The sequence below is a fragment of the Paenibacillus sp. J31R120 genome (genome assembly GCF_056269225.1).
Window position 1 is genome coordinate 1,227,242 of sequence record NZ_JBWDNN010000002.1, and the last position, 20,132, is coordinate 1,247,373.

Consider the following 20,132-nt stretch of genomic DNA (forward strand, 5'->3'; position numbering starts at 1 on the left):
TCAATGAAGAGCCGTCGACCTGTGCTGGTCGGCGGCTCTTTATGCTGACGTCCTGATCGCCGATTTGGACGGCCGCATCAGACAGATAAGCGCGATGGCTATTGGGATGATGGTGAAGATGAAGGAGAAGACGGACCTTGTCTTTGGTGTAAACTCTACAAATTCCGCCGCGCTTTCATATACGGAGATGGATAGTATGACTGCTGCAATGCCAACGGGGAAGGTTGCTGTCCGGATCGTGCTGATGCCCAACGTATGGGATACGAGCTCGGAGCATGCATACAGGCAGACGGTCAGCTTCATGAATTCTGGAAGCGGATGGATAAAATGCGGAGAGGGGGGTGGCGGGCAGAAGCTTGTATGTAAACGAAGAAGCTGCCCTGCGATTCGCAAGACAGCTCCCATCAATCCTCCCGTATTTTGGAGGGGGACACTTTCTTATGTTTCTTGAACGTACGGCTGAAATAATAGATATCGTTAAAGCCGGAAGCCGCGGCAACCTCTGATACAGTAAGGGGCGTATTGCGCAGCAGATAATCCGCCTTGTCGAGACGCGCTGCAGTGACGTATTCCGTAACGGTGCGCCCGGTAAGCTCCTTGAACAGCCGGCTGAAGTGGTAGCGGCTTAATCCTGCGATGCCGGACAATTCCTCCACCGTCAGCTCTTCCCGGTAATGCTCGGCGATAAAGCGGAAGACGGGCTCGAAGCGCTCTACATTTTTCATCCGCTCGGCATATTCATCCTTCGTCAGCACGGTGGTGACATGCCCCCGCAGCAGCAGCGCCAACAAGCGGTACAGCTCGGACTTGATGGCCAGTTCGTAGCCGAACTCACGGTTCTCCAGCTCCCGGATGAGATTATGCATGCAGGCAATGGTCACTTGATCCCCTCGAATATGATTGCGCAGCAGCAGCTGGTTCTGGGAGATAGGGGCGATGAATTTGGTTTCCGCCGCGTCTACTGAGCCGCTCTGGAGCAGCGATATATCAGCAATGAGTACGTAATAGACCAGATTCGGCGCTAGACTGAATCCGTAGTGAAGCTCGTTGCTGTTCACGACAATCAAGTCGCCAGGCTTCGCGTGAATCGTTGTCGAGCCGCATTCAATTAAGGCCTCGCCCGACTCGAAGTAAAGGAATTCCAGATGCTTGTGCCAATGATGGTGGAATAGTACCATTCCTCCTTGGCTATAGCGGGAGCGATGCATTTTAATTGGAAAATGCGGATTGGGCATGCTCATCTGCTCTCGCAGCGATTCATTTTTATTGAGCTTCATAGGTGATGATTCCCTCCAAATAGCACATTTGTACAAACAAACCGCACGCCTTTGCATGGCCTTCGAACCTTTATTCATTATAATACGAAAGTATATACCTTACAAAGGTTGCAGCATCGTGTTCGCTATTATTCTACTAAAGGAGAGATGGGTCATGTCTACTGTCCAAATCGGAGTCATCGGTACCGGTTCAATCTCGTCACTGCATCTTGATGCTTACAAAAACAACAAGGAAGCCAATATTTACGCTGTATGCGATCTGAACGAGGAACGCGCGCGGGCAGCCGCGGAGAAGTACGGCGCAGAGAAAGTATATACGGATTACAGGGAGCTGCTGGCTGATCTTGTCGTTCAGGCGGTAAGCATCTGTACGTGGAACAATACGCATGCGGAGATCAGCATCGCAGCTGTGGAAGCGGGCAAGCATGTGCTGGTCGAGAAGCCGCTTTGCCGGACCGTTGAGGAAGCGCTTAACGTACAACGCGCGGTGGAAGCGTCGGGCAAGATTCTGCAAGTCGGCTTTGTTCGCCGCTATGACACAAATGCACAACTCTTGAAATCGCTTGCGAACGAAGGCGAGTTCGGCGAAATCTATTATGCGAAAGCAACGGCGATTCGCCGCCTCGGCAACCCGGGCGGATGGTTCGCGGATATCGAGCGCTCCGGCGGCGGTCCGCTGATCGATATCGGCGTCCATGTGATCGACCTGTGCTGGTACATGATGGGCCGTCCGAAGCCGGTTTCCGTCAGCGCCAATACGTACCGCAAGCTCGGCAACCGCTCCAACGTGGAGCATCTGTCCTTCTACCAAGCGGCGGATTACGACGCTGCCAAAAATACGATTGAAGATATGGCCAATGCGATGATTCGCTTCGAGAACGGAGCATCCCTGCTGGTCGATGCGAGCTTCACGCTGCATGCCAAGAAGGATGAGATGTTCGTTCGCCTGTACGGCGACAAGGGCGGTATGGAGATTGATCCGGAGACGGTGATTGTCACGGAGAAGAACAACACCATTGTGAACATACTGCCGCAGACGGATCATGCGGGCTTCCACTTCCAAAGCGCGTTCCAAAACGAGATCAACCACTTCATCGAAAATGTGCAAAACGGCACGAAGCCGCTCAGTCCTGTAGAGGACGGCGTCGAGATCATGAAGATTCTGTGCGGCATCTACGAGTCCGCGGCTAGCGGCCAAGAGGTGAAGCTATGAAACTCGGCATCAGCACATACAGCTTGTATAAGGCATTCGCAGCAGGAAAGATTAGCCTGACCGGCATGATCGAGCATATTGCTAGCATCGGCGCGGAGCATGCGGAGATTGTGCCGCTGGGCTTCTCCATGATTGAGAATCCGGAGTTAATTGACGATATTCGCAATGCCGCGAAACAACATGGCGTCGAATTGTCCAATTATGCAATCGGGGCGAACTTCGCCGGCCTTGAAGGCGAAGCCTATGAGAAGGAGATTGAACGCGTGAAGCGCGAGGTGGACGTCTGCGCAGCGCTTGGCATCAAGCTGATGCGTCACGATGTGGCCTCCTCCCAGGATCTGTCCATCGGCAACTTCCTGTCTCAACTGCCGCGCTTGGCGGATGCATGCCGTGAGATTGCGGATTATGCTAAGCCGCATGGCATTACGACAAGCGTAGAAAATCACGGCTTTTTCATCCAACACAGCGACCGTGTACAAGCTCTTGTACAAGCGGTCGGACGCGACAACTACCGTACGACGCTGGACGTCGGCAACTTCCTGTGCGCGGATGAGGATTCGGCAACGGCGGTCGCCAATAATGTGAAGCTGGCTTCCATGGTGCATGTGAAGGACTTCTATAAGCGCCCTTCCTACCGTTATCCGGGCGAGGGCTGGTTCAAGTCCTCCTCGGGCAATTGGCTGCGCGGCGCGATCGTCGGCCAAGGAGATATCGACATGCCGCATGTGCTGCGCATCGTGAAGGAAAGCGGCTACGACGGCTACATTTCGATCGAATTTGAAGGCATGGAAGACTGCTTCGAAGGCACGAAGTTGGGCTTTAACTATGTAAAGAAGCTTTGGGCTGAAATTTAGCATAGCTAAGCGGGTTCTCTAAGGCGCATAGCTGAATGGAATAGCATTTTGGAGCAGCATGTTGGATTTGGCATCCATGAAGTGAACTGGGATCCATTAAATTGTGAGGAGTTGATAGATGTGGCAGCGCCAATCATAACGAATAAAATCGGTGTTATCGTGGACAGCTTTCATGTAGGCGTGAAGGAAGGTCTGGTAAAGGCGAGCAAGGTCGGTGCGGACGGCGTGCAGATCTACGCGGTGAAAGGCGAGATGGACCCGGCGAACCTCTCTCCGGCGGCGAGGAAGGAATGGAAGTCTTATATCGAATCACTAGGGTTGGAGATATCGGCCCTTGTAGGCGATCTGGGCGGACATGGCTTCCAGGACCCAGCGCAAAACCGGGAGAAGATCGAGAAGTCCAAGCGCATTATGGAGCTTGGTCTGGAGCTTGGCACTAACATCGTGACGACGCATATCGGCATTGTGCCGGCTGACCGCAACAGCCGCGTGTACGAGACGATGCATGTGGCATGCGAGGAGCTCAGCCGCTTTGCCAGCGAGAACAACGCCTTCTTCGCGATTGAGACAGGGCCGGAGACATCCGCTCACCTGAAGTCGTTCCTGGACGGCCTTGGCACGAAGGGTGTATCTGTCAACTTCGACCCGGCGAACATGGTCATGGTGACGGGTGACGATCCTGTGCAAGGCGTCCACAATCTGAAGGATTATATTGTGCATACGCATGCGAAAGACGGCATTAAGCTCGGCCATATCGACCCGCGCGATGTCTATGGCGATTATGGCTACGAGGTAGAGCTCGACCATGAGAAGATTGCCCAGATGGCGGAGACGGGATCGGCCTTCCGCGAAGTGCCGCTAGGCGAAGGCGGCGTTGATTGGAACGGATATTTGCAGGCGCTGAACGATATCGGCTACAAAGGCTATCTTACAATCGAGCGCGAGGTAGGCACCAATCCGGAGGTTGATATCCAGCTGGCCGTTGATTTTTTGAAGAAGTTCAGAGGGTAATAGAGGAGGAGCGTCTTACAGGCGCTCCTTTATTATTTGCTATAGCGCGAAACAGCTCGAATCCTGTAAGATAGTGTCATGTGATTTTTTCCATTTTCGGGAAGGGGTATTTCGCTTGAATCGATTGTTGACCAGAATGGTGTTGTTTTTCTCGTGCTTGATTATCGCGGCGGTCGCGGTGCTGGGCATTACCATTTACCGCTCGTCGATGAGCCTTGTGGAGAATTCGCTTGGCGCACAGGCACAGATCGTGGCGGAGAGCGCTGCGTCGCTTATTGATAGAGAGAGATATGCGGAATTAACCGTCGAGGCAGGAGAGACGCCCTATTATCAGGAGCTTCGGGCAGAGATGAATGGGCTCAGAGAAACGAATGGTTTGAAATATTTGTATACGCTTGCACAGGGCGAGGAGAACGGTGAGACTTATTATTACTATATGGTAGACGGGGCTCCCCAGGATGTAGCAGAGGATGACTTCTCTCCCTTGGGTACGCGGGAGGAGAATGGCTACGAAGGAATGATCCAGGCTTTCGCAGAGGGCAAGTCAGTCGTAGGCGAGTTGACGAATGATTCCGAATACGGGGCCACAATTACAGCATATGTGCCGCTTAAGAATAGCGCTGGCGACATGATAGGTGTCATGGGAGCGGACTTTGACGCAACTAATGTCTATGCGCTTATGTCCCAGAATACGAAAACAACGCTATGGGTAGCGCTTGGCATCGTACTAGCCGGAATCGCGCTAGTGGTTGCATTGGCCAGTTATTTGACCAGACCGCTGAATCAACTGACGAATCAGGTGGCCAAAGTGCGGGAAGGCGATATGACGGTAGACATTGCGATTCATCGCAAGGATGAGATCGGGAATCTGGCGCATACGTTCCAGCAGCTTGTCTCCAATACGAGGTCTGTTATCCGAAGCATGAGAGACAATTCGGAGCGACTGCTCTCCGCGTCGGAGGATGTCTCGCAGCACGCCCGGTCCACGACGGAGGCGAGCCGTCATATTGCTGTGAGCATTCAGGAGGCGTCCGGCGGTGCTCATATTCAGGTGAACCGTGCGGCTGATATGACCAAGGCGGTCGAAGGAATGACCCGAAGCATGCTTCGCATTACCGAGTCGGCTTCCATCGTGTCGGATGTGGCTCAGGAGACGAAGGACCACTCTGACAGAGGTCATGCGCTTATTGGTCAAGCGATGTCGGAGATGGAGGCGATCGGTGAAGCGGCGGAAGCGATGCTGGCCGCGACGAAGGAGCTGGAGAGCCGGTCGGATGAGATCGGCGAGATTACGACGATGATGTCCGATATTGCGGAGCAGACGAATCTGCTTGCGCTGAATGCGGCGATTGAGGCTGCACATGCCGGAGAGAATGGGCGAGGCTTTGCGGTGGTGGCAGAGCAGGTGCGCAAGCTTGCGTCGCAGTCCCAAGCGTTCGCGGTTCAAATCGCAGAGCTGATCTCGAAGACGCAGGAGCAGACAGCACGTCTCTCCTCCGGTATGGAGAGCAATGCGGATAAGGTGCATACGGGAATGATCAGCGTGCAGGAGGCGGGCAAAACGTTCGGCTCCATCGTATATGGATTGGAGCAGGTTCATGCACAGCTGCTGGAGGTATCATCGGCGTCGCAGGAAGTGTCGGCGGAATCGGAGGAGGTTGCGGCATCCGTGGAGGAGATGGAGCAAATCTCGCGGCAAGCGGCGCAGCACTTCCAGGGCATTGCGAGCAATTCCACTACGCAGATTGTATCGATGGACGAAGTGGCCGCTTCGGCAGAATCGCTCAAGCTGATGTCTAATGAGCTGACTTCTTTGAATAAGCGATTTATTGTGTAGGCTGAAAAATAATGCCATGCGGTGGCCTCTTGGAGGCCGCTGCAATTTTTTTGCATTTAATTCGGTGTAAAGGTATAGGAATAAGGTGGACTTAAGGTTATAATCGGTAATAGTGTATAATCAAATCAAATGGGCTGACGCGAGCGAATGGTCGCGAGGGGCCAAATCTATTCGTTAAGGAGTATGGATCATGGCAAAAACGCTTATTTTCGGGCACAAAAACCCGGACACCGACACAATTACTTCGGCAATCGCTTACGCGGAGCTGAAGAGCAAGCTTGGCGCGGACGTTGAAGCGGTTCGCCTCGGCGAAGTGAACGGCGAGACGCAATATGCGCTGAACTATTTCGGCATTGCGGCACCGCGCCTGGTAGAGAACGTAGCGGACGAAGTGAAGGACGTTATTCTTGTCGATCATAACGAGCGCCAGCAGAGCGCGAACGACATCGATAAAGTACGTGTGGTTGAAGTCATCGACCATCACCGCATCGCGAACTTTGAGACGGCAGGCCCGCTTTACTTCCGCGCTGAGCCTGTGGGCTGCACAGCTACCATCCTGAACAAGCTGTACAAAGAAAACGGCGTAGCGATCCGCAAGGAAATCGCAGGCCTGATGCTTTCTGCTATTATCTCGGATTCCCTTTTGTTCAAATCCCCGACTTGCACGGAGCAAGATGTTGCGGCAGCTCGTGAGCTGGCAGAGATCGCTGGCGTGGATGCGGATGCTTACGGATTGGACATGCTTAAGGCAGGCGCTGATCTTAGCGACAAAACAATCGAGCAATTGATCTCCCTGGATGCGAAGGAATTCTCCATGGGCAGCTACAAAGTTGAAATCGCTCAAGTAAATGCGGTGGACACGAACGATGTGCTGAATCGCCAAGCGGAGCTTGAGAGCGCGCTGAACGGCATCATCGCGGCGAAAGGCCTTGACCTGTTCGTGCTGGTCGTAACGGACATCCTGAACAATGACTCCATCGCGCTGGCGCTTGGAAGCAAAGCGGATGCGGTAGAGAAAGCCTATAACGTATCGCTCGAAAACAATAAAGCGCTGCTGAAAGGCGTTGTATCGCGCAAATCGCAGATCGTTCCGGTTCTGACGGAAACGCTGAGCGCGCTGTAAATTTTACGCGCATTCTTCGATTATACGAGGCAGTCCAGAGCTTCTTTTATGAAGCTTTGGACTGCCTTTTGCGTTATACTGGTATGTGCCAGTTGATGCAGAGGCAAGATCAGGAGGATATGATATGTTTGAAATTAGAGAATATACAATTGAACGGATGAAAGACCCGTTCGGCATCTTGTCCGGGGAGCGCTATGAGCTGCTGCTGGAGCTTGACGTTGATGAAGAGGACGAGCTGTATTCGGAAGAGGGCGTAAGGCTGCGGGTTGTCTATGTGAAAGATAACGAGGCTTCGCGTATCGTCAAATATGAATTTCTGAATGGGGCTAAAGGCTCGTATATCGATATGGAAATGACGGAGGAAGAAGAACAATTCGTCGATGCATTCTGCAAGGAGCAGGTTGCTCTACCGATCGAGGACTAGGATTGCGCCGGAGTTTGTTATGAGCCGCGTCTCTCCTGCATAAAGTTCAAGAAGAGCAACTTTACACCGGGTGTGAAGTGAACCTGATGCATAGGGGGAGATGACTGTGCGGGAGCCGTTTCGGAACGAGCCGTTTACCGATTTCACCCAAAGCGATGCCATTGCCGAGTTTCAGGCTGCGCTGCGGACTGTTGAATCCCAGCTTGGCCGTGAATATCATCTGAAGATTGGCTCCGATTTCGTGGAAACTACGACGAAACGGAAGTCGATCAACCCTGCTGAAATTAAACAGACGATCGGGACGGTCTCGCAAGCCGACGCGGAGCATGCGCATCGAGCTATGCTGGCTGCCGCTGCCGCATTCGAACAATGGAAACGGGTTGATCCGTCGGCAAGGGCGCGCGTGCTGTACAAGGCTGCAGCCATTCTAAGACGCAGAAAACACGAGTTTTCTGCTTGGCTTGTCTTTGAGGCAGGCAAGACCTGGGCGGAGGCGGACGGAGACACGGCGGAAGCGATCGATTTCATGGAATATTACGGGAGAGAGATGGAGCGATTGTCCGAGCGGCAACCGCTTATTCCGCTTTCGGGTGAGGATAACGAGCTCCTCTATATTCCGCTTGGGGTGGGCATTGTCATACCGCCATGGAATTTCCCGCTGGCCATTATGGCCGGCATGACGATGGCTGCTGTGGCAGCTGGCAATACAGTGGTGCTGAAGCCGGCAAGTCCTACCGCTGTTATTGCGGCGAAGTTCGTGGGGCTGCTGGAGGAGGCAGGCTTGCCCGATGGCGTGGTGAATTATTTGCCTGGTGCGGGAGGAGAGATCGGTGACTTTCTGGTGGAGCATTCGTTAACGAGATTTATCTGTTTCACCGGCTCCAGGGAGGTCGGAGTCCGCATCAATGAGCGAGCGGCCGCTGCCAAAGGAGACCAGCGATGGATCAAGCGTGTCATAGCGGAGATGGGCGGCAAGGACACGATTATCGTCTCCGAAGATGCGGATCTGGATCTGGCTGCGGAAGCGATCACGGCATCTGCCTTCGGCTACTCCGGGCAGAAGTGCTCCGCATGCTCGCGAGCTGTCGTGGAGGAATCGGTCTATGAGGCGGTTTTGGAAAAAGTGGTGGAGCGCACGCAAGCGCTTGTCATGGGGAATCCGGCAGAGTTGTCTACGATGATCGGGCCTGTCATCGACGAGAGGGCCTATATGAATATATTGAAATACATTAGTATCGGAAAATCGGAAGGGACGCTCGTGCTTGGCGGGCAAAAGGGAAGCAGCTCCGGTTATTATATTGAGCCGACCATCATTAGGGATGTTATGCCTTATGCGCAGATTGCGCAGGAGGAGATATTCGGACCGGTGCTCGCCTTCATCAAGGCCGCGAATTTCGATGCGGCGCTTGATATTGCGAACAATACGGAATATGGTCTGACAGGTGCGGTCATCGCACGGGACCGAGCCAAGCTGGAGCAGGCCCGGGAGCAATTCCATGTCGGCAACCTGTACTTCAACCGCAAATGTACAGGCGCCCTTGTTGGCGTTCATCCCTTCGGCGGCTTCAATATGTCGGGTACCGATTCCAAAGCAGGCGGAAGGGATTACTTGCTGCTGCTGACGCAAGCCAAGGTCATAGCAGAACGATTCTAAAGCTTCAGCTTGATGGATTTCTTCATCAGCGGATACAGCCACTTCACGCCGCTTGGCGTGAGGGTGTCCGCTGCAAGATGGGACAAGTAGCCCAGCATGGCAGTGACAGCTATCCCGTCCAAGCGCAAGTATTGCTCGAGACCGAGGCCAAGCCACCACCATATGGGCAGCATCCAGATCGTATGAGTCATGCCGCGGTGCTTCAGCCATGGCGCGATAATGACAAATACGCCAAGTCCAATCAGCCATAGTTCTTCCATTGTGGTGCCAAGCGATATAAGATACAGACCGACGGCGCTGACGAGCGCGTTACGAATCGCGCCTTGCTTCATCGTCAGTCCGATAAGCACGGCGGCGAGGCTGCCGCCTGCTGCCAAAGGCGAGATAGGCTTGCCGGTCAACCATAGGTAAAGAATGATGCCCATATACAGAACACCGCCCCAAAGCGCGAGTTCCCTGATCTTTTTGCTAGCTTTCGTAATTTTGCTGCTTAGGATGCTCGGTCCGTCAAGGTCGGGACAAAGCGCGGAGAATGCCGCAATGCCGATATACATATGACTTTCCGACAGGTCGGACGAATAGAAGGCCGCGGCTCCTGCGCCGACAACCGCTCCGATTGCCAGATGGGTTTTTCCTCTCATGAAACCTCCAGTAGTTGCTTTCTTGATGATAGGCAAAAATGATGTCTTAAGCGGGTTGGATGTGCATCCAGTGGACAGGGATAGATTGAATGATTCCTGCCGGTATGCTGAAACAATAGAGTTCCGGGGTTTTACAGCCCGTTAGAGATGCTCCTTATTCACCTGCTCGTTGCGGACCATCTGCTCAAGCTTCTCGACGAGCTTGTCGTGGAGGGGATCTCTTTTGCGAATGCCCCAAAATGATTTTCGTTTCTCTGCTTGCAGCAGTGTTAGCAAATACTGTTTTTCCTTAAGCGTGAACATAATAAGGCCAGCCTCCTCTCGTCGTATCTGTATGTTCGCTCACAGGTTAACCTTGCTTTATTATAGTTGATTCCGGCCTCCGATGAAATGTTCGAGCTGTTCAAGCAGCGTTCTGGTTGCGCTTATAGTGGCAGTCTTGAAAACCTAATGCTATAATGGGGGCATCATTTAGATCAGATGTGGTGGGATGCCGGATGGAAAATGGAATTGCGTCAGCAGCATGCGATGATACATGCGCTGGCACGGAAGCGGATATTGGTATCGTCAAGGAGAAGCTGGTTGACGATTCGACGGCGATAGAATTGGCCGATCTATTCAAGGCGCTCGGCGATCCGACGCGAATACGGATTATTCATGCGCTGCTTCAGTCAGAGCTATGCGTGCATGATTTGACAGAGGTGCTCGGGATGGGGCAATCCGCTATCTCCCATCAGCTGCGGCTCCTGCGCAATATGCGCATCGTGAAGCGCCGCAAGGTCGGCAAGACGGTCTTCTATTCACTCGATGACGATCATGTGGAGCAATTGATTGTACTAACGCTTCAGCACTTGAAGCATGGGTAAGTGAGATTGATATGCAATGAAAAGCGTTCTGGTTGAAGTATGAATACCACGCGTTTCGCCCGTTCCTTCCAAGGAAACGGCGGCGCGTGGTTTTTTGTATGCCTGATGGCAAAGCTGATAGTAGGGTGCTCTTAGGTGAATAGTGAAAAAATCTGTATACATGCTTAGCATTAGACTCGAACCAGGAGCTTTAAAACAACAGTTGCCAAGAGGAAATGTGTAACATATAATACATATGAGCATATGTTCATATATTAACTTAATGTACGGTCACAGGGGAGGAATTCGGTATGAGCACGACAAACTCAAGGGGCGGCTCCAGAAAGGGCAAAGGGGGAGCTGCCCATTCGAAGCACAACCATCACGAGGGTCATTCGCATAACCATACGCACGATCAATCACATGCACCTAAGGATTCACATTCGCAGAAGCATGCTCATTCTCACAATCATTCGCATTCGCACAGCCATTCCCATGGGCACGGCCACCATCATCATGGCCCGAACAATAAAGCGGGATTGCTGATTGCGCTTATCATTACAAGTACCATAATGGTTCTGGAATTTGTCGGCGGCCTTGTTACCAATTCCTTGGCGCTGCTTTCGGATTCGGGCCATATGCTGAGCGATGCAGGAGCGCTTGCGCTTAGTCTGATCGCCATGTGGTTTGCGGCCAAGCCTGCTTCGCCCAACAAAACATACGGCTTTTACCGGTTTGAGATACTCGCTGCTTTGTTGAATGGCGTAACCTTGTTCGTTATAGCCGGATTTATCGTAGCGGAAGCGATCGAGCGGTTCCAGGACCCGCCGACTGTCGCCAGCGGCTCCATGATGATTATTGCGAGTATTGGATTGCTCGCCAACCTGGCCAGCGCATGGACCTTGATGCGCAAAGGCGACGTACACGGCAATTTGAACGTAAGAAGCGCATATTTGCATGTATTGGGTGACGCGCTTGGTTCGGTAGGCGCGATTATAGCAGGGTTGCTGATGATGCTGTTCAATTGGTATATCGCTGATCCAATCATCAGCGTCATTGTCGCTTTGCTCATTCTGAAGAGTGCTTGGGGTATCATCAAATCCACCATCCATATTCTTATGGAGGGAACGCCGATTACGATTGATGCGGAGAGAGTGAAGGAAGTGCTCCTTGGCATCAGCGGGGTTAAGGATGTTCATGATCTCCATATCTGGACCATTACATCCGGACTGGATTCACTCTCCTGCCATGTGCTGATTGAGGATAGCGCAAGCAGCCAATTGGTATTGCAAGAAGCTGTCCGGCGTATCGAGCAGGAATTCCAAATTCAACACACAACCATCCAGGTAGAAAAATCACATCTCCAGCATGCTGAGTTAAAAGTATAGCTGCTTGTGAGCTGATCGAGGGGACAGAAAATAGAGATGAAAATTGCATAAAAGCAACCTGATGGTATGGCATTTCTGATGACCCGGTATAGCGTTGCCATACACCACTAATCGCGCCATGCGGACGGAAACCCGGAAATAGTGTTGCCGAGAAACGTTAAAAGTACGAAAGTACACGAAAAGGAGAACTAGTGTTGCCACACACCACTAAACGCAACAACAGGGGCGCGCATCAGAGAGCACATGCGGAGTAATGAACAAAGAGAAAAGGGCAGTTCCAAGTCGTTAGCGACTTGGAACTGCCCTTTGTTCATTTCACCAGCCAACCGGCTGCACTCGTCAGACAATCATCAGTCATTATACGGCTACCTTGTAGCCGCAATCGATTTGGAGCGGTAGATTTGCGAGCCGAGGAGGAAGCAGACGACTCCCCAGATGGCCATGATGCCCATGCCCAGCCAGAAGCTGCTGGATAATACACCGTTCGCATAGATGAGTCCGTCGCGCAGACCGTCTACAAAGTAGGTGAGCGGCAGCATCTTTGGAACGGGCTGCAGCCATTCCGGCAACGACTCCAGAGGGAAGAAGACGCCGCTTAAGAACATCATCAGCATACTGGAAATATTGGCGACGCCCATGTAAGCCTCCATCGTTTTGCTGAAAGATGAGAACAGGTAGCCCATCGCATTGAAGACGAGCGCGCCGACGAAAAAGGCGATTGCCAGGCTGGCGAAATTAATATGCAGATTCGCGCCAAAGGCGAACACGCCGATCAGACCTAGAATGACTACCTGTATAATGCCCAGCATTAATCGGACAATCATTCCCGCAAGCCCGAACAGTCCCATCTTGGCAGGCGTCATCCGCAGACGCTTCAGCAGACCGCGCTTGCGCATATCGACCAGCTCGACCATGCCGAATAGGCCGCCTTGAGCAAGGGACAAGCCGATCATGCCTGTCATTAGAAAGTCTTGATAATTTGTATCGTCGGATGCCGAGGTGATGGAGTCCATGCTGATCGTATATGTAGCTGTAGCGCCGACAGCGGCAAGATTCGCCTGCTGGATGAACCGGTCCAGAATACCGGATATCGCTTGTGTCGTTGCGCTGCCTTCACGCTCGCGGTTGACGATGAGTCCGACCTCGGACACTCCTTCTGTCTCCGGGAGAACGATTAAGGCGTCAATATCTTTGTTTTCGACCCATTCTCGGCCTTGCTCCAGCGTAATGGGAGTTTCTTCTTTCATCTCAAATACCGGGATTTGCTGTAATTGAGAGAGCAGCATGCCCGAAGAGGCATTAGGTACGGGATCGGCGACGGCAATCGTAGCCTTGAAGCTGCTGCTGGAGCCGCTGCCTCCGAATATAATCATGAATAAGACCATTAGGATAATGGGGAAAAAGATATTCCAAAACCATACCTGCTTCTCCCTGAACATCATTTTCAACTGTGCGGTGAACATACTGGCGAATTGCTTGGCAGCCATAGCCTTAATCCCTCCATTCCTTGCCGGTGAAGGCGATGAATACATCCTCCAGGCTCATTTCCCGGATTGAGATTTGCTCGACGCGGTAACCGCGGTCTTTTGTAAACCCGAACAATTCATATAGTGTTTCTTCCGGCTTGGTAGTCCATATTTGCAGGGAGTCGCCCTCCAACTGAGTGCGAACGACTGCATCTTGCGTGCGCGCTACTTCATCTGCAGCGGCAGCCGCTGCAGCGCCGTCCAGAAAGGACAGCCGCACTTCGCGTTCCTTGGTCAGACTGTCGATTAAGGCGGAAGGCGTGTCGAGCGCCACAATTTTGCCCTGATCGACGATACAGACTCGATCGCTTAGCTTTTCGGCTTCCTCCATATAATGGGTGGTAAGAATCGTCGTTTTGCCGAGCTTCTTCAGCTTGAGGATAATATCCCAAATGTTGCGACGCGCCTGAGGATCAAGCCCGGTTGTCGGTTCATCAAGAAATATAATCTGCGGGTCGTTCACCATAGCGAGCCCGATTGCCAGCCGCTGCTGTTGGCCGCCGGACAGCTTCTTGACGTGCCGGTTCCGTTGGTCGGTCAGGTTAATCATTTCCATGACTTCAGCGGCAGAACGGGATTTCGGGTAGAAAGTGGCGAACAGCTCCAGGTTTTCCTCAACGGTAAGCAAGTCGAATATGGCGCTGGATTGCGGCTGAACACCGATGTTGTATTTAATTTGCTCGGCATCTCTATCCCAGTTCTTGTCTCCGAATTTGATTACGCCGGCATCTGGAGGCAGCAAGCCTTCAATCATTTCCAAAGTGGTCGTTTTGCCAGCGCCGTTCGGTCCGATAATGGTGAAAATCTCTCCGGGCTGGACGGAGAAGCTGATGCTCTCCACGGCCCTGGCGTCACCAAATGACTTGCGCAGGTTCTGGACTTCCAATACGGGCATGTCTTCAATCGCTCCTTTGTTCAGCATATTGTGTACTTCTCTTTATTGTAGGGCTGTCATAAAGCTTGCGCCTAGCGTCCAGAGCCTGCTTTTCTCTCGGTCTCTAGACGGATACGGCATGCGAGACAGTAGGAATCCTGCTCGTATCAATGCTATGATTAGGAGTGTTCTGTCATACATATTACAATTTCATGGTCTTCTTAGTGGAAGGAGCAGCAATCATCTATGTGGATCACCTTTTCCATCTTCGCGGCAATCAGCTTTGGTCTTCGAGGCATTCTCTATCACTGGACCAGCCAGAAGTCGCTTAATCGCAATGCCCTGCTATGCGGTACGTTCGCAATGGGGGCGCTGGTTAATCTCGTTATCTCGCTTGCTATCTCCTCAACATGGTCGCTGGCCTGTCTGATCGGTATCCAAATGGGACTGTTCTCTTTTGGCGGCAATGCCAGTATGTTCAAAGGTTTTGCAGTAGGGAAAGCCTCATTGGTGGCGGTGTTGACTTCGCTTCCTTCAGTTGTTGTCGTCATTGTGGCTTTTTTCCTATGGAATGAAAGGCTTCACCTCATGCAACTGATCGCCTTTCTCATTATTGTAGGCGGTGTGCTGCTTGTCCGGTATTCCAATGATTTGTCGTTTAAAGATTTGAAGGGGGCGCAGTGGGGCATATTGGCGACGCTTCTATTCGCGTGCAACGACCTGTCCGGCAAATGGTCGACGATGATGGGAGCGGAGCTGTATCCCAGCATGTTCATGCTGTTCACCACGGGAGCGATCTGCTTCGGCCTGTGGTGGCTGAAGGACCGCCGGACGGAAGCGACGGCGGCGAAAGCACAGATTGCTGCAGCGTCCGCCATGCCCGTTGTTCAAGCGAATGCCGGCATGGCTGCTCCGACCAAAGTCAATCGTTGGAGCGATAGACGGACGTTCCTGATCGGCATGGCGGTCGGCACGACGAATACGCTTGGCATGATGCTCATTATTACGGCATTCGGATTAGGCAAGGCGGGCCTGGTATCGGCTGTTGTGGCGCTAAATGTGCTCATTGTGCTTTTATATACCCGATTTATCGTCAAAGATAAGTTTACACGCACCGAAGTTGCTGGCATTGTGTTGTCATTCCTCGGCATTCTTCTGATGCGATTATTTGGTGCTTGATTTAAGCCAAAGCTGAAAAATTGAAACCGGTCTCTTAATCTGTATAATTAAACTATTGAATAGTTTACAACTAAAGTTTTGTAGGGAGATGAGCCGGAAGCATGTTGAAGCTGTTTCGTTTTCTAAAGCCCTATCGCATGGTCATTGTACTGGTCATGGCGCTCATCCTGCTGCAGTCGCTTGCGGAGCTGTACCTGCCAACCTTGATGGCGGATATCGTCAATCTCGGCGTGGTGGAAGGGGATACCGCCTACATCTGGCGTATGGGCGGCTATATGATGGGAGTGACGATCATCGGTACGGTCGTCTCGGTGTTGGCGAGCCTTTATGCATCGCGCATTTCATCGGGATTTGGCCGTATTGTCAGGGGGAAAGTGTTCTCCCATGTCGAGAAGTTCTCTATGCATGAGTTTGACAAGATCGGGACGGCGTCGCTTATTACGCGCACGACCAATGACATTAATCAGGTGCAGCAAGTGTTGATGATGATGCTCCGCTTGATGGTCATGGCTCCAATGATGTGTATTGGCGGCATTATTATGGCACTGTACAAGGATGCACAGCTGACGCTGGTGCTGCTCGTCGCCCTGCCGGTGCTGGCAGGGGCAATCTGGCTCATTGTGGCTAAGGGCCTGCCGTATTTCAAGGCGATCCAGAAGAAGCTCGATCGGCTTAATCTGGTGCTGCGCGAAGGCTTGACGGGCATTCGCGTTATCCGTTCCTTCAACCGTACGGAGCATGAAAGAGGCCGATTCGAGGACGCGAACCGCGATCTGATGAATACCGCAGTAAAGGTGAATCAGATTATGGCGGTTATGATGCCGGTCATGATGCTCATTATGAATCTGTCGACGATTGCGATCGTCTGGTTCGGCGGCTGGCGTATCGATAGCGGCGCCATGGGTGTGGGCGATCTTATGGCATTCATTCAATATGCGATGCAAATCATGTTCTCCCTTCTGATGTTCTCCATGATGTTCGTTATGGTGCCGAGAGCATCCGCATCCGCTGTCCGGATCGGTGAAGTGCTAGACTTACAGCCGTCCGTGACTGACGCAAGCGGAGCTGTAACAGCCCTTCGTCATTCTTCGGGCGTAGTGGAATTCGACAACGTCTCGTTCAGCTACCCGGGAGCGGAGCGTTCGGCGCTGTCGGATATCAGCTTTCGCGCATTGCCAGGGGAAGTAACGGCCATTATTGGCGGGACGGGCTCGGGCAAGAGCACGCTGATTCATCTCATTCCGAGATTTTTTGATGCGGCAGCGGGTTCGGTTCGAATTGGGGGAACGGACGTTAAGAGCTTGTCTCAGGACCAGTTAAGGAAGCATATCGCTCTCGTACCGCAGAAGGCAGTCTTGTTCTCCGGTTCGGTGCAGGACAATATTCGCTACGGCAAAGAGGATGCAACGGATGAGGAAATCCGCCAAGCTGCGGAGACGGCGCAGGCGCTTGAATTTGTGGAGTCGATGCCAGAGGGCTTCGAATCCATCCTCTCGCAGGGCGGGACGAATCTGTCCGGCGGGCAAAAACAGCGCTTGTCCATCGCTCGTGCTCTGGTGCGCAAGCCAAGCATCTATCTGTTCGATGACAGCTTCTCCGCGCTTGATTACAAGACCGATGCCAAGCTGCGGGCGGCGCTTAAGGAAGTCACGACAGATGCGGCTGTCCTGATCGTCGCCCAGCGGGTCAGCACTGTCATGGATGCCGACCGGATTATCGTCCTTGACGAAGGCCGGATTACAGGCAGCGGCACTCACCGGGAGCTGATGGAGAGCAGCGAGGTATACCGCGAGATCGTGGCATCGCAGCTGTCAGAGGAGGAGAGCGCATGAGCGAGCATAAGCAGAACAAAGGCGGCTCCGGTGGCGGACCGAAGCCGATGGGATTCGGTCCCGGCGGCCCCGGTATGATGCCCGGCCAGAAGCCCAAGCAGTTCAAGACGTCATTCAAGCGGCTGGCGGGATATCTGAAGCCTTTCCGGATGCAGCTGATTCTCGTTTTGTCCGCCGCTATCCTCAGTACGGTCTTCTCGATATTCAGTCCGAAAATATTGGGTCAAGCGACCGATGAGCTGTTCAACGGGCTAATGGACAAGATGAAAGGGGTTCCGGGAGCGGAGATTAATTTTGAGACCATCGCCTTCATCCTGGCTCTATTGGCGGGACTTTACGTCGTCAGCGCGATCTTTGCTTTTTTCCAGCAATATCTGATGGCTGGCGTGGCTCAAAAGGTGGTATACCGGCTGCGGAATGAAGTGAACGAGAAGCTGGGAAGGCTTCCGCTCAAGTTTTTTGATGCCCGGTCGAACGGAGATATATTAAGCCGCGTCGTCAATGACGTAGACAACATTAGCAACACTCTTCAGCAGAGCTTGACGCAAATCATTACTTCTGTCGTGACGCTGGTCGGCGTCATCATTATGATGCTGACGATCAGTCCCCTGCTGACGCTCATTCTGGTGCTGACCCTGCCGCTCAGTTTTATCGTGATTGCGATGGTAGCCAAGCGCTCGCAGGTCTATTTCAAGAGCCAGCAGGCTGAGCTGGGCGAGCTTAACGGTCACGTAGAAGAAATGTATACGGGCCATACGATCGTGAAAGCGTTCGGCCGCGAGCGCCAATCGATCGAGCAATTTGAAAGCATTAATGATCGTCTCTATCAATCAAGCTGGCGCGCGCAGTTCATATCCGGCATCATTATGCCGCTTATGAATCTGATCGGCAATATCGGTTATGTGTTCATCTGTGTAGTCGGCGGTATTCTGGTGACGCGCCAGACGATTACGGTCGGCGATATTCAGGCGTTCATCCAGTATGCCCGCCAGTTCACGATGCCGATTACGCAGACGGCGAATATCGCGAACATCATTCAATCGACGATCGCTTCCGCTGAGCGCGTCTTCGAGCTCCTCGACGAAGAGGAGGAGTTGCCGGAGCCGGCCAAACCTGTCGTATTGTCTTCTCCAAAAGGCGATGTAGCATTCCGAGGCGTTCAGTTCGGCTACAAGGAAGACGCTTTGCTAATCGAGAACATGGATATTGCCGTTAAGAGCGGACAGACGGTCGCTATTGTGGGGCCGACTGGCGCCGGCAAGACGACGCTTGTCAACCTGCTGATGCGCTTCTATGAATTGAATGGCGGCGAGATCACGATCGATGGGCGGAATATACGCGAGATGGAGCGGGGCAGTCTCCGCAGCTTGTTCGGGATGGTGCTTCAGGATACGTGGTTGTTCAACGGCACGATTAGGGACAACATTGCGTACGGACGCGCTTCGGCTACGGAATCCGAGGTTGTCGATGCGGCAATGGCCGCCCATGCCGACCACTTCATCCGTACGCTGCCGGACGGTTACGATACCGTGCTGAATGAGGAAGCCTCCAATATATCACAAGGGCAGAAGCAGCTTCTGACGATTGCGCGGGCAATCCTGGCAGATCCTCCGATTCTCATTCTGGATGAGGCGACCAGCAGCGTTGATACGCGTACAGAGCTGCAAATCCAGCAAGCGATGCAGCATCTGATGGCGGGACGGACCAGCTTCGTCATTGCGCATAGGCTGTCGACCATTCGTGACGCCGATCTCATCCTGGTGATGAACAAAGGTTCTGTCATCGAACAGGGCACGCATGAATCGCTGCTGTCGCAAGGCGGCTTTTATGCCGACCTGTACAACAGTCAGTTCACAGCGACAAACAAGTTAACCGCAGGTTAATTGAATAGAAACGGGAGGCCATCTTGGCTGTCGGCATGATGCCGCTTGCTTAAGATGGCCTCTTTGCGTCTAATCGTAGCGGCGCAGCTTTTGCTATTGCACTACAAGCCAGAGCAGATATTTCACATGATGAGTCGTACTCCATCCGTCATGATTGACGTTACGTTAATTGATCCAGAGCGGCGATAATGCCCTTGCATCACCCATACGTCTGATAAGCAGGTTGGTTTTAAGAGGAGAAGCTGATTCGGTTGGTTCGTTTATATTTGCGGCCCGCAAGCGGACTTTCGGAAAATAACAATTGACCACAAAATCACGAGATTGTTATCGTTATGTACAACCCGAGCCTCCTGTTAATCGCAATCTGGCGAACGCACAATATGGATGGTCATATCCGATATTAAGAACCTGTAAAAACAATGGGGAGTAAATAAGTCGAAATTGGAGAATTTACTAACATTAATTTTTAAATTATTCAAAACAGGAGCTATAAATCCGATAAATATACAGATCATTCCTGTTTTACATCAATAATTTATGAATTAATAAGGAAAGGAGCATGTTAAGGGAT

Annotated in this window: 18 protein-coding genes; 12 read left to right on the top strand and 6 right to left on the bottom strand. The window is 52.4% G+C overall.

The genetic code is table 11. The features are described from left to right. Positions 1–39: 39 nt before the first annotated feature. Both AC0YNW_RS11755 and AC0YNW_RS11760 read right to left on the bottom strand, forming a co-directional pair. Positions 40–405, bottom strand: coding sequence for a hypothetical protein (locus tag AC0YNW_RS11755; RefSeq protein ID WP_475832099.1), 366 nt, complete (start codon positions 403–405; stop codon positions 40–42). Then, complete coding sequence (locus AC0YNW_RS11760; protein WP_387469249.1) at positions 405–1,277, bottom strand: AraC family transcriptional regulator; 873 nt, start codon at positions 1,275–1,277, stop codon at positions 405–407. The genes AC0YNW_RS11755 and AC0YNW_RS11760 overlap by 1 nt, the downstream gene beginning before the upstream one ends. Positions 1,278–1,431: 154 nt before the next feature. On the opposite strand from AC0YNW_RS11760, the gene AC0YNW_RS11765 reads away from it, so the two are divergent. The 7 genes from AC0YNW_RS11765 to pruA all read left to right on the top strand — a co-directional run bounded on the left by AC0YNW_RS11765 (position 1,432) and on the right by pruA (position 9,393). Beyond that, positions 1,432–2,490, top strand: a complete 1,059-nt coding sequence (locus tag AC0YNW_RS11765; protein ID WP_475832100.1) for a Gfo/Idh/MocA family protein — start codon at positions 1,432–1,434, stop codon at positions 2,488–2,490. After that, entirely contained in the window at positions 2,487–3,344 is an 858-nt protein-coding gene (locus AC0YNW_RS11770; RefSeq protein WP_475832101.1) for a sugar phosphate isomerase/epimerase family protein, read from the top strand. Before AC0YNW_RS11765 ends, AC0YNW_RS11770 begins: the two co-directional genes overlap by 4 nt. A 120-nt stretch (positions 3,345–3,464) precedes the next feature. Next, on the top strand, positions 3,465–4,355 hold the full coding sequence (locus AC0YNW_RS11775) for a sugar phosphate isomerase/epimerase family protein (protein WP_387469241.1): 891 nt from the start codon (positions 3,465–3,467) through the stop codon (positions 4,353–4,355). A 115-nt stretch (positions 4,356–4,470) separates the two neighbouring features. Next, entirely contained in the window at positions 4,471–6,192 is a 1,722-nt protein-coding gene (locus AC0YNW_RS11780) for a methyl-accepting chemotaxis protein (protein ID WP_475832102.1), read from the top strand. Positions 6,193–6,382: 190 nt separating this feature from the next. Next, positions 6,383–7,315 (top strand): manganese-dependent inorganic pyrophosphatase, encoded by a 933-nt coding sequence (locus tag AC0YNW_RS11785; protein ID WP_475832103.1) that lies wholly within the window; start codon positions 6,383–6,385, stop codon positions 7,313–7,315. Positions 7,316–7,439: 124 nt separating this feature from the next. Continuing rightward, the gene (locus tag AC0YNW_RS11790; RefSeq protein WP_475832104.1) at positions 7,440–7,739 is read left to right on the top strand and encodes a DUF6509 family protein; all 300 of its coding nucleotides are present in this window, start codon (positions 7,440–7,442) and stop codon (positions 7,737–7,739) included. A gap of 106 nt (positions 7,740–7,845) precedes the next feature. After that, on the top strand, positions 7,846–9,393 hold the full coding sequence (pruA, locus tag AC0YNW_RS11795) for an L-glutamate gamma-semialdehyde dehydrogenase (protein WP_475832105.1): 1,548 nt from the start codon (positions 7,846–7,848) through the stop codon (positions 9,391–9,393). On the opposite strand, the gene AC0YNW_RS11800 is transcribed toward pruA, so the two are convergent. Continuing rightward, a complete protein-coding gene (locus AC0YNW_RS11800; protein ID WP_475832106.1) occupies positions 9,390–10,034 on the bottom strand; it encodes a metal-dependent hydrolase in 645 nt (214 codons plus the stop codon). The two genes, pruA and AC0YNW_RS11800, sit on opposite strands and share 4 nt — an antisense overlap. Positions 10,035–10,175: 141 nt before the next feature. Then, on the bottom strand, positions 10,176–10,337 hold the full coding sequence (locus AC0YNW_RS11805; protein ID WP_475832107.1) for a hypothetical protein: 162 nt from the start codon (positions 10,335–10,337) through the stop codon (positions 10,176–10,178). Between the two features lie 194 nt (positions 10,338–10,531). Here AC0YNW_RS11805 and AC0YNW_RS11810 point away from each other — a divergent pair, with 194 nt between their 5' ends. Both AC0YNW_RS11810 and AC0YNW_RS11815 read left to right on the top strand, forming a co-directional pair. Next, positions 10,532–10,900 carry an ArsR/SmtB family transcription factor gene (locus AC0YNW_RS11810; protein WP_475832108.1) on the top strand — a complete coding sequence of 123 codons (369 nt, stop codon included), beginning with the start codon at positions 10,532–10,534 and terminating at the stop codon, positions 10,898–10,900. Between the two features lie 290 nt (positions 10,901–11,190). Further along, positions 11,191–12,267, top strand: coding sequence for a cation diffusion facilitator family transporter (locus AC0YNW_RS11815; protein WP_475832109.1), 1,077 nt, complete (start codon positions 11,191–11,193; stop codon positions 12,265–12,267). Between the two features lie 365 nt (positions 12,268–12,632). Here AC0YNW_RS11815 and AC0YNW_RS11820 read toward each other — a convergent pair whose 3' ends face one another. Then, entirely contained in the window at positions 12,633–13,754 is a 1,122-nt protein-coding gene (locus AC0YNW_RS11820; RefSeq protein WP_475832110.1) for an ABC transporter permease, read from the bottom strand. A 4-nt stretch (positions 13,755–13,758) separates the two neighbouring features. Next, positions 13,759–14,715 (bottom strand): ABC transporter ATP-binding protein, encoded by a 957-nt coding sequence (locus tag AC0YNW_RS11825; RefSeq protein ID WP_475832111.1) that lies wholly within the window; start codon positions 14,713–14,715, stop codon positions 13,759–13,761. A gap of 198 nt (positions 14,716–14,913) precedes the next feature. Between AC0YNW_RS11825 and AC0YNW_RS11830 the strand changes: the two genes are divergently transcribed. The 3 genes from AC0YNW_RS11830 (at position 14,914) to AC0YNW_RS11840 (ending at position 19,561) form a co-directional block, all read left to right on the top strand. After that, entirely contained in the window at positions 14,914–15,846 is a 933-nt protein-coding gene (locus tag AC0YNW_RS11830; RefSeq protein ID WP_475832112.1) for an EamA family transporter, read from the top strand. A 101-nt stretch (positions 15,847–15,947) separates the two neighbouring features. Further along, a complete protein-coding gene (locus tag AC0YNW_RS11835) occupies positions 15,948–17,678 on the top strand; it encodes an ABC transporter ATP-binding protein (RefSeq protein ID WP_475832113.1) in 1,731 nt (576 codons plus the stop codon). Further along, positions 17,675–19,561 carry an ABC transporter ATP-binding protein gene (locus tag AC0YNW_RS11840; protein ID WP_475832114.1) on the top strand — a complete coding sequence of 629 codons (1,887 nt, stop codon included), beginning with the start codon at positions 17,675–17,677 and terminating at the stop codon, positions 19,559–19,561. Before AC0YNW_RS11835 ends, AC0YNW_RS11840 begins: the two co-directional genes overlap by 4 nt. Positions 19,562–20,132 lie beyond the last annotated feature (571 nt).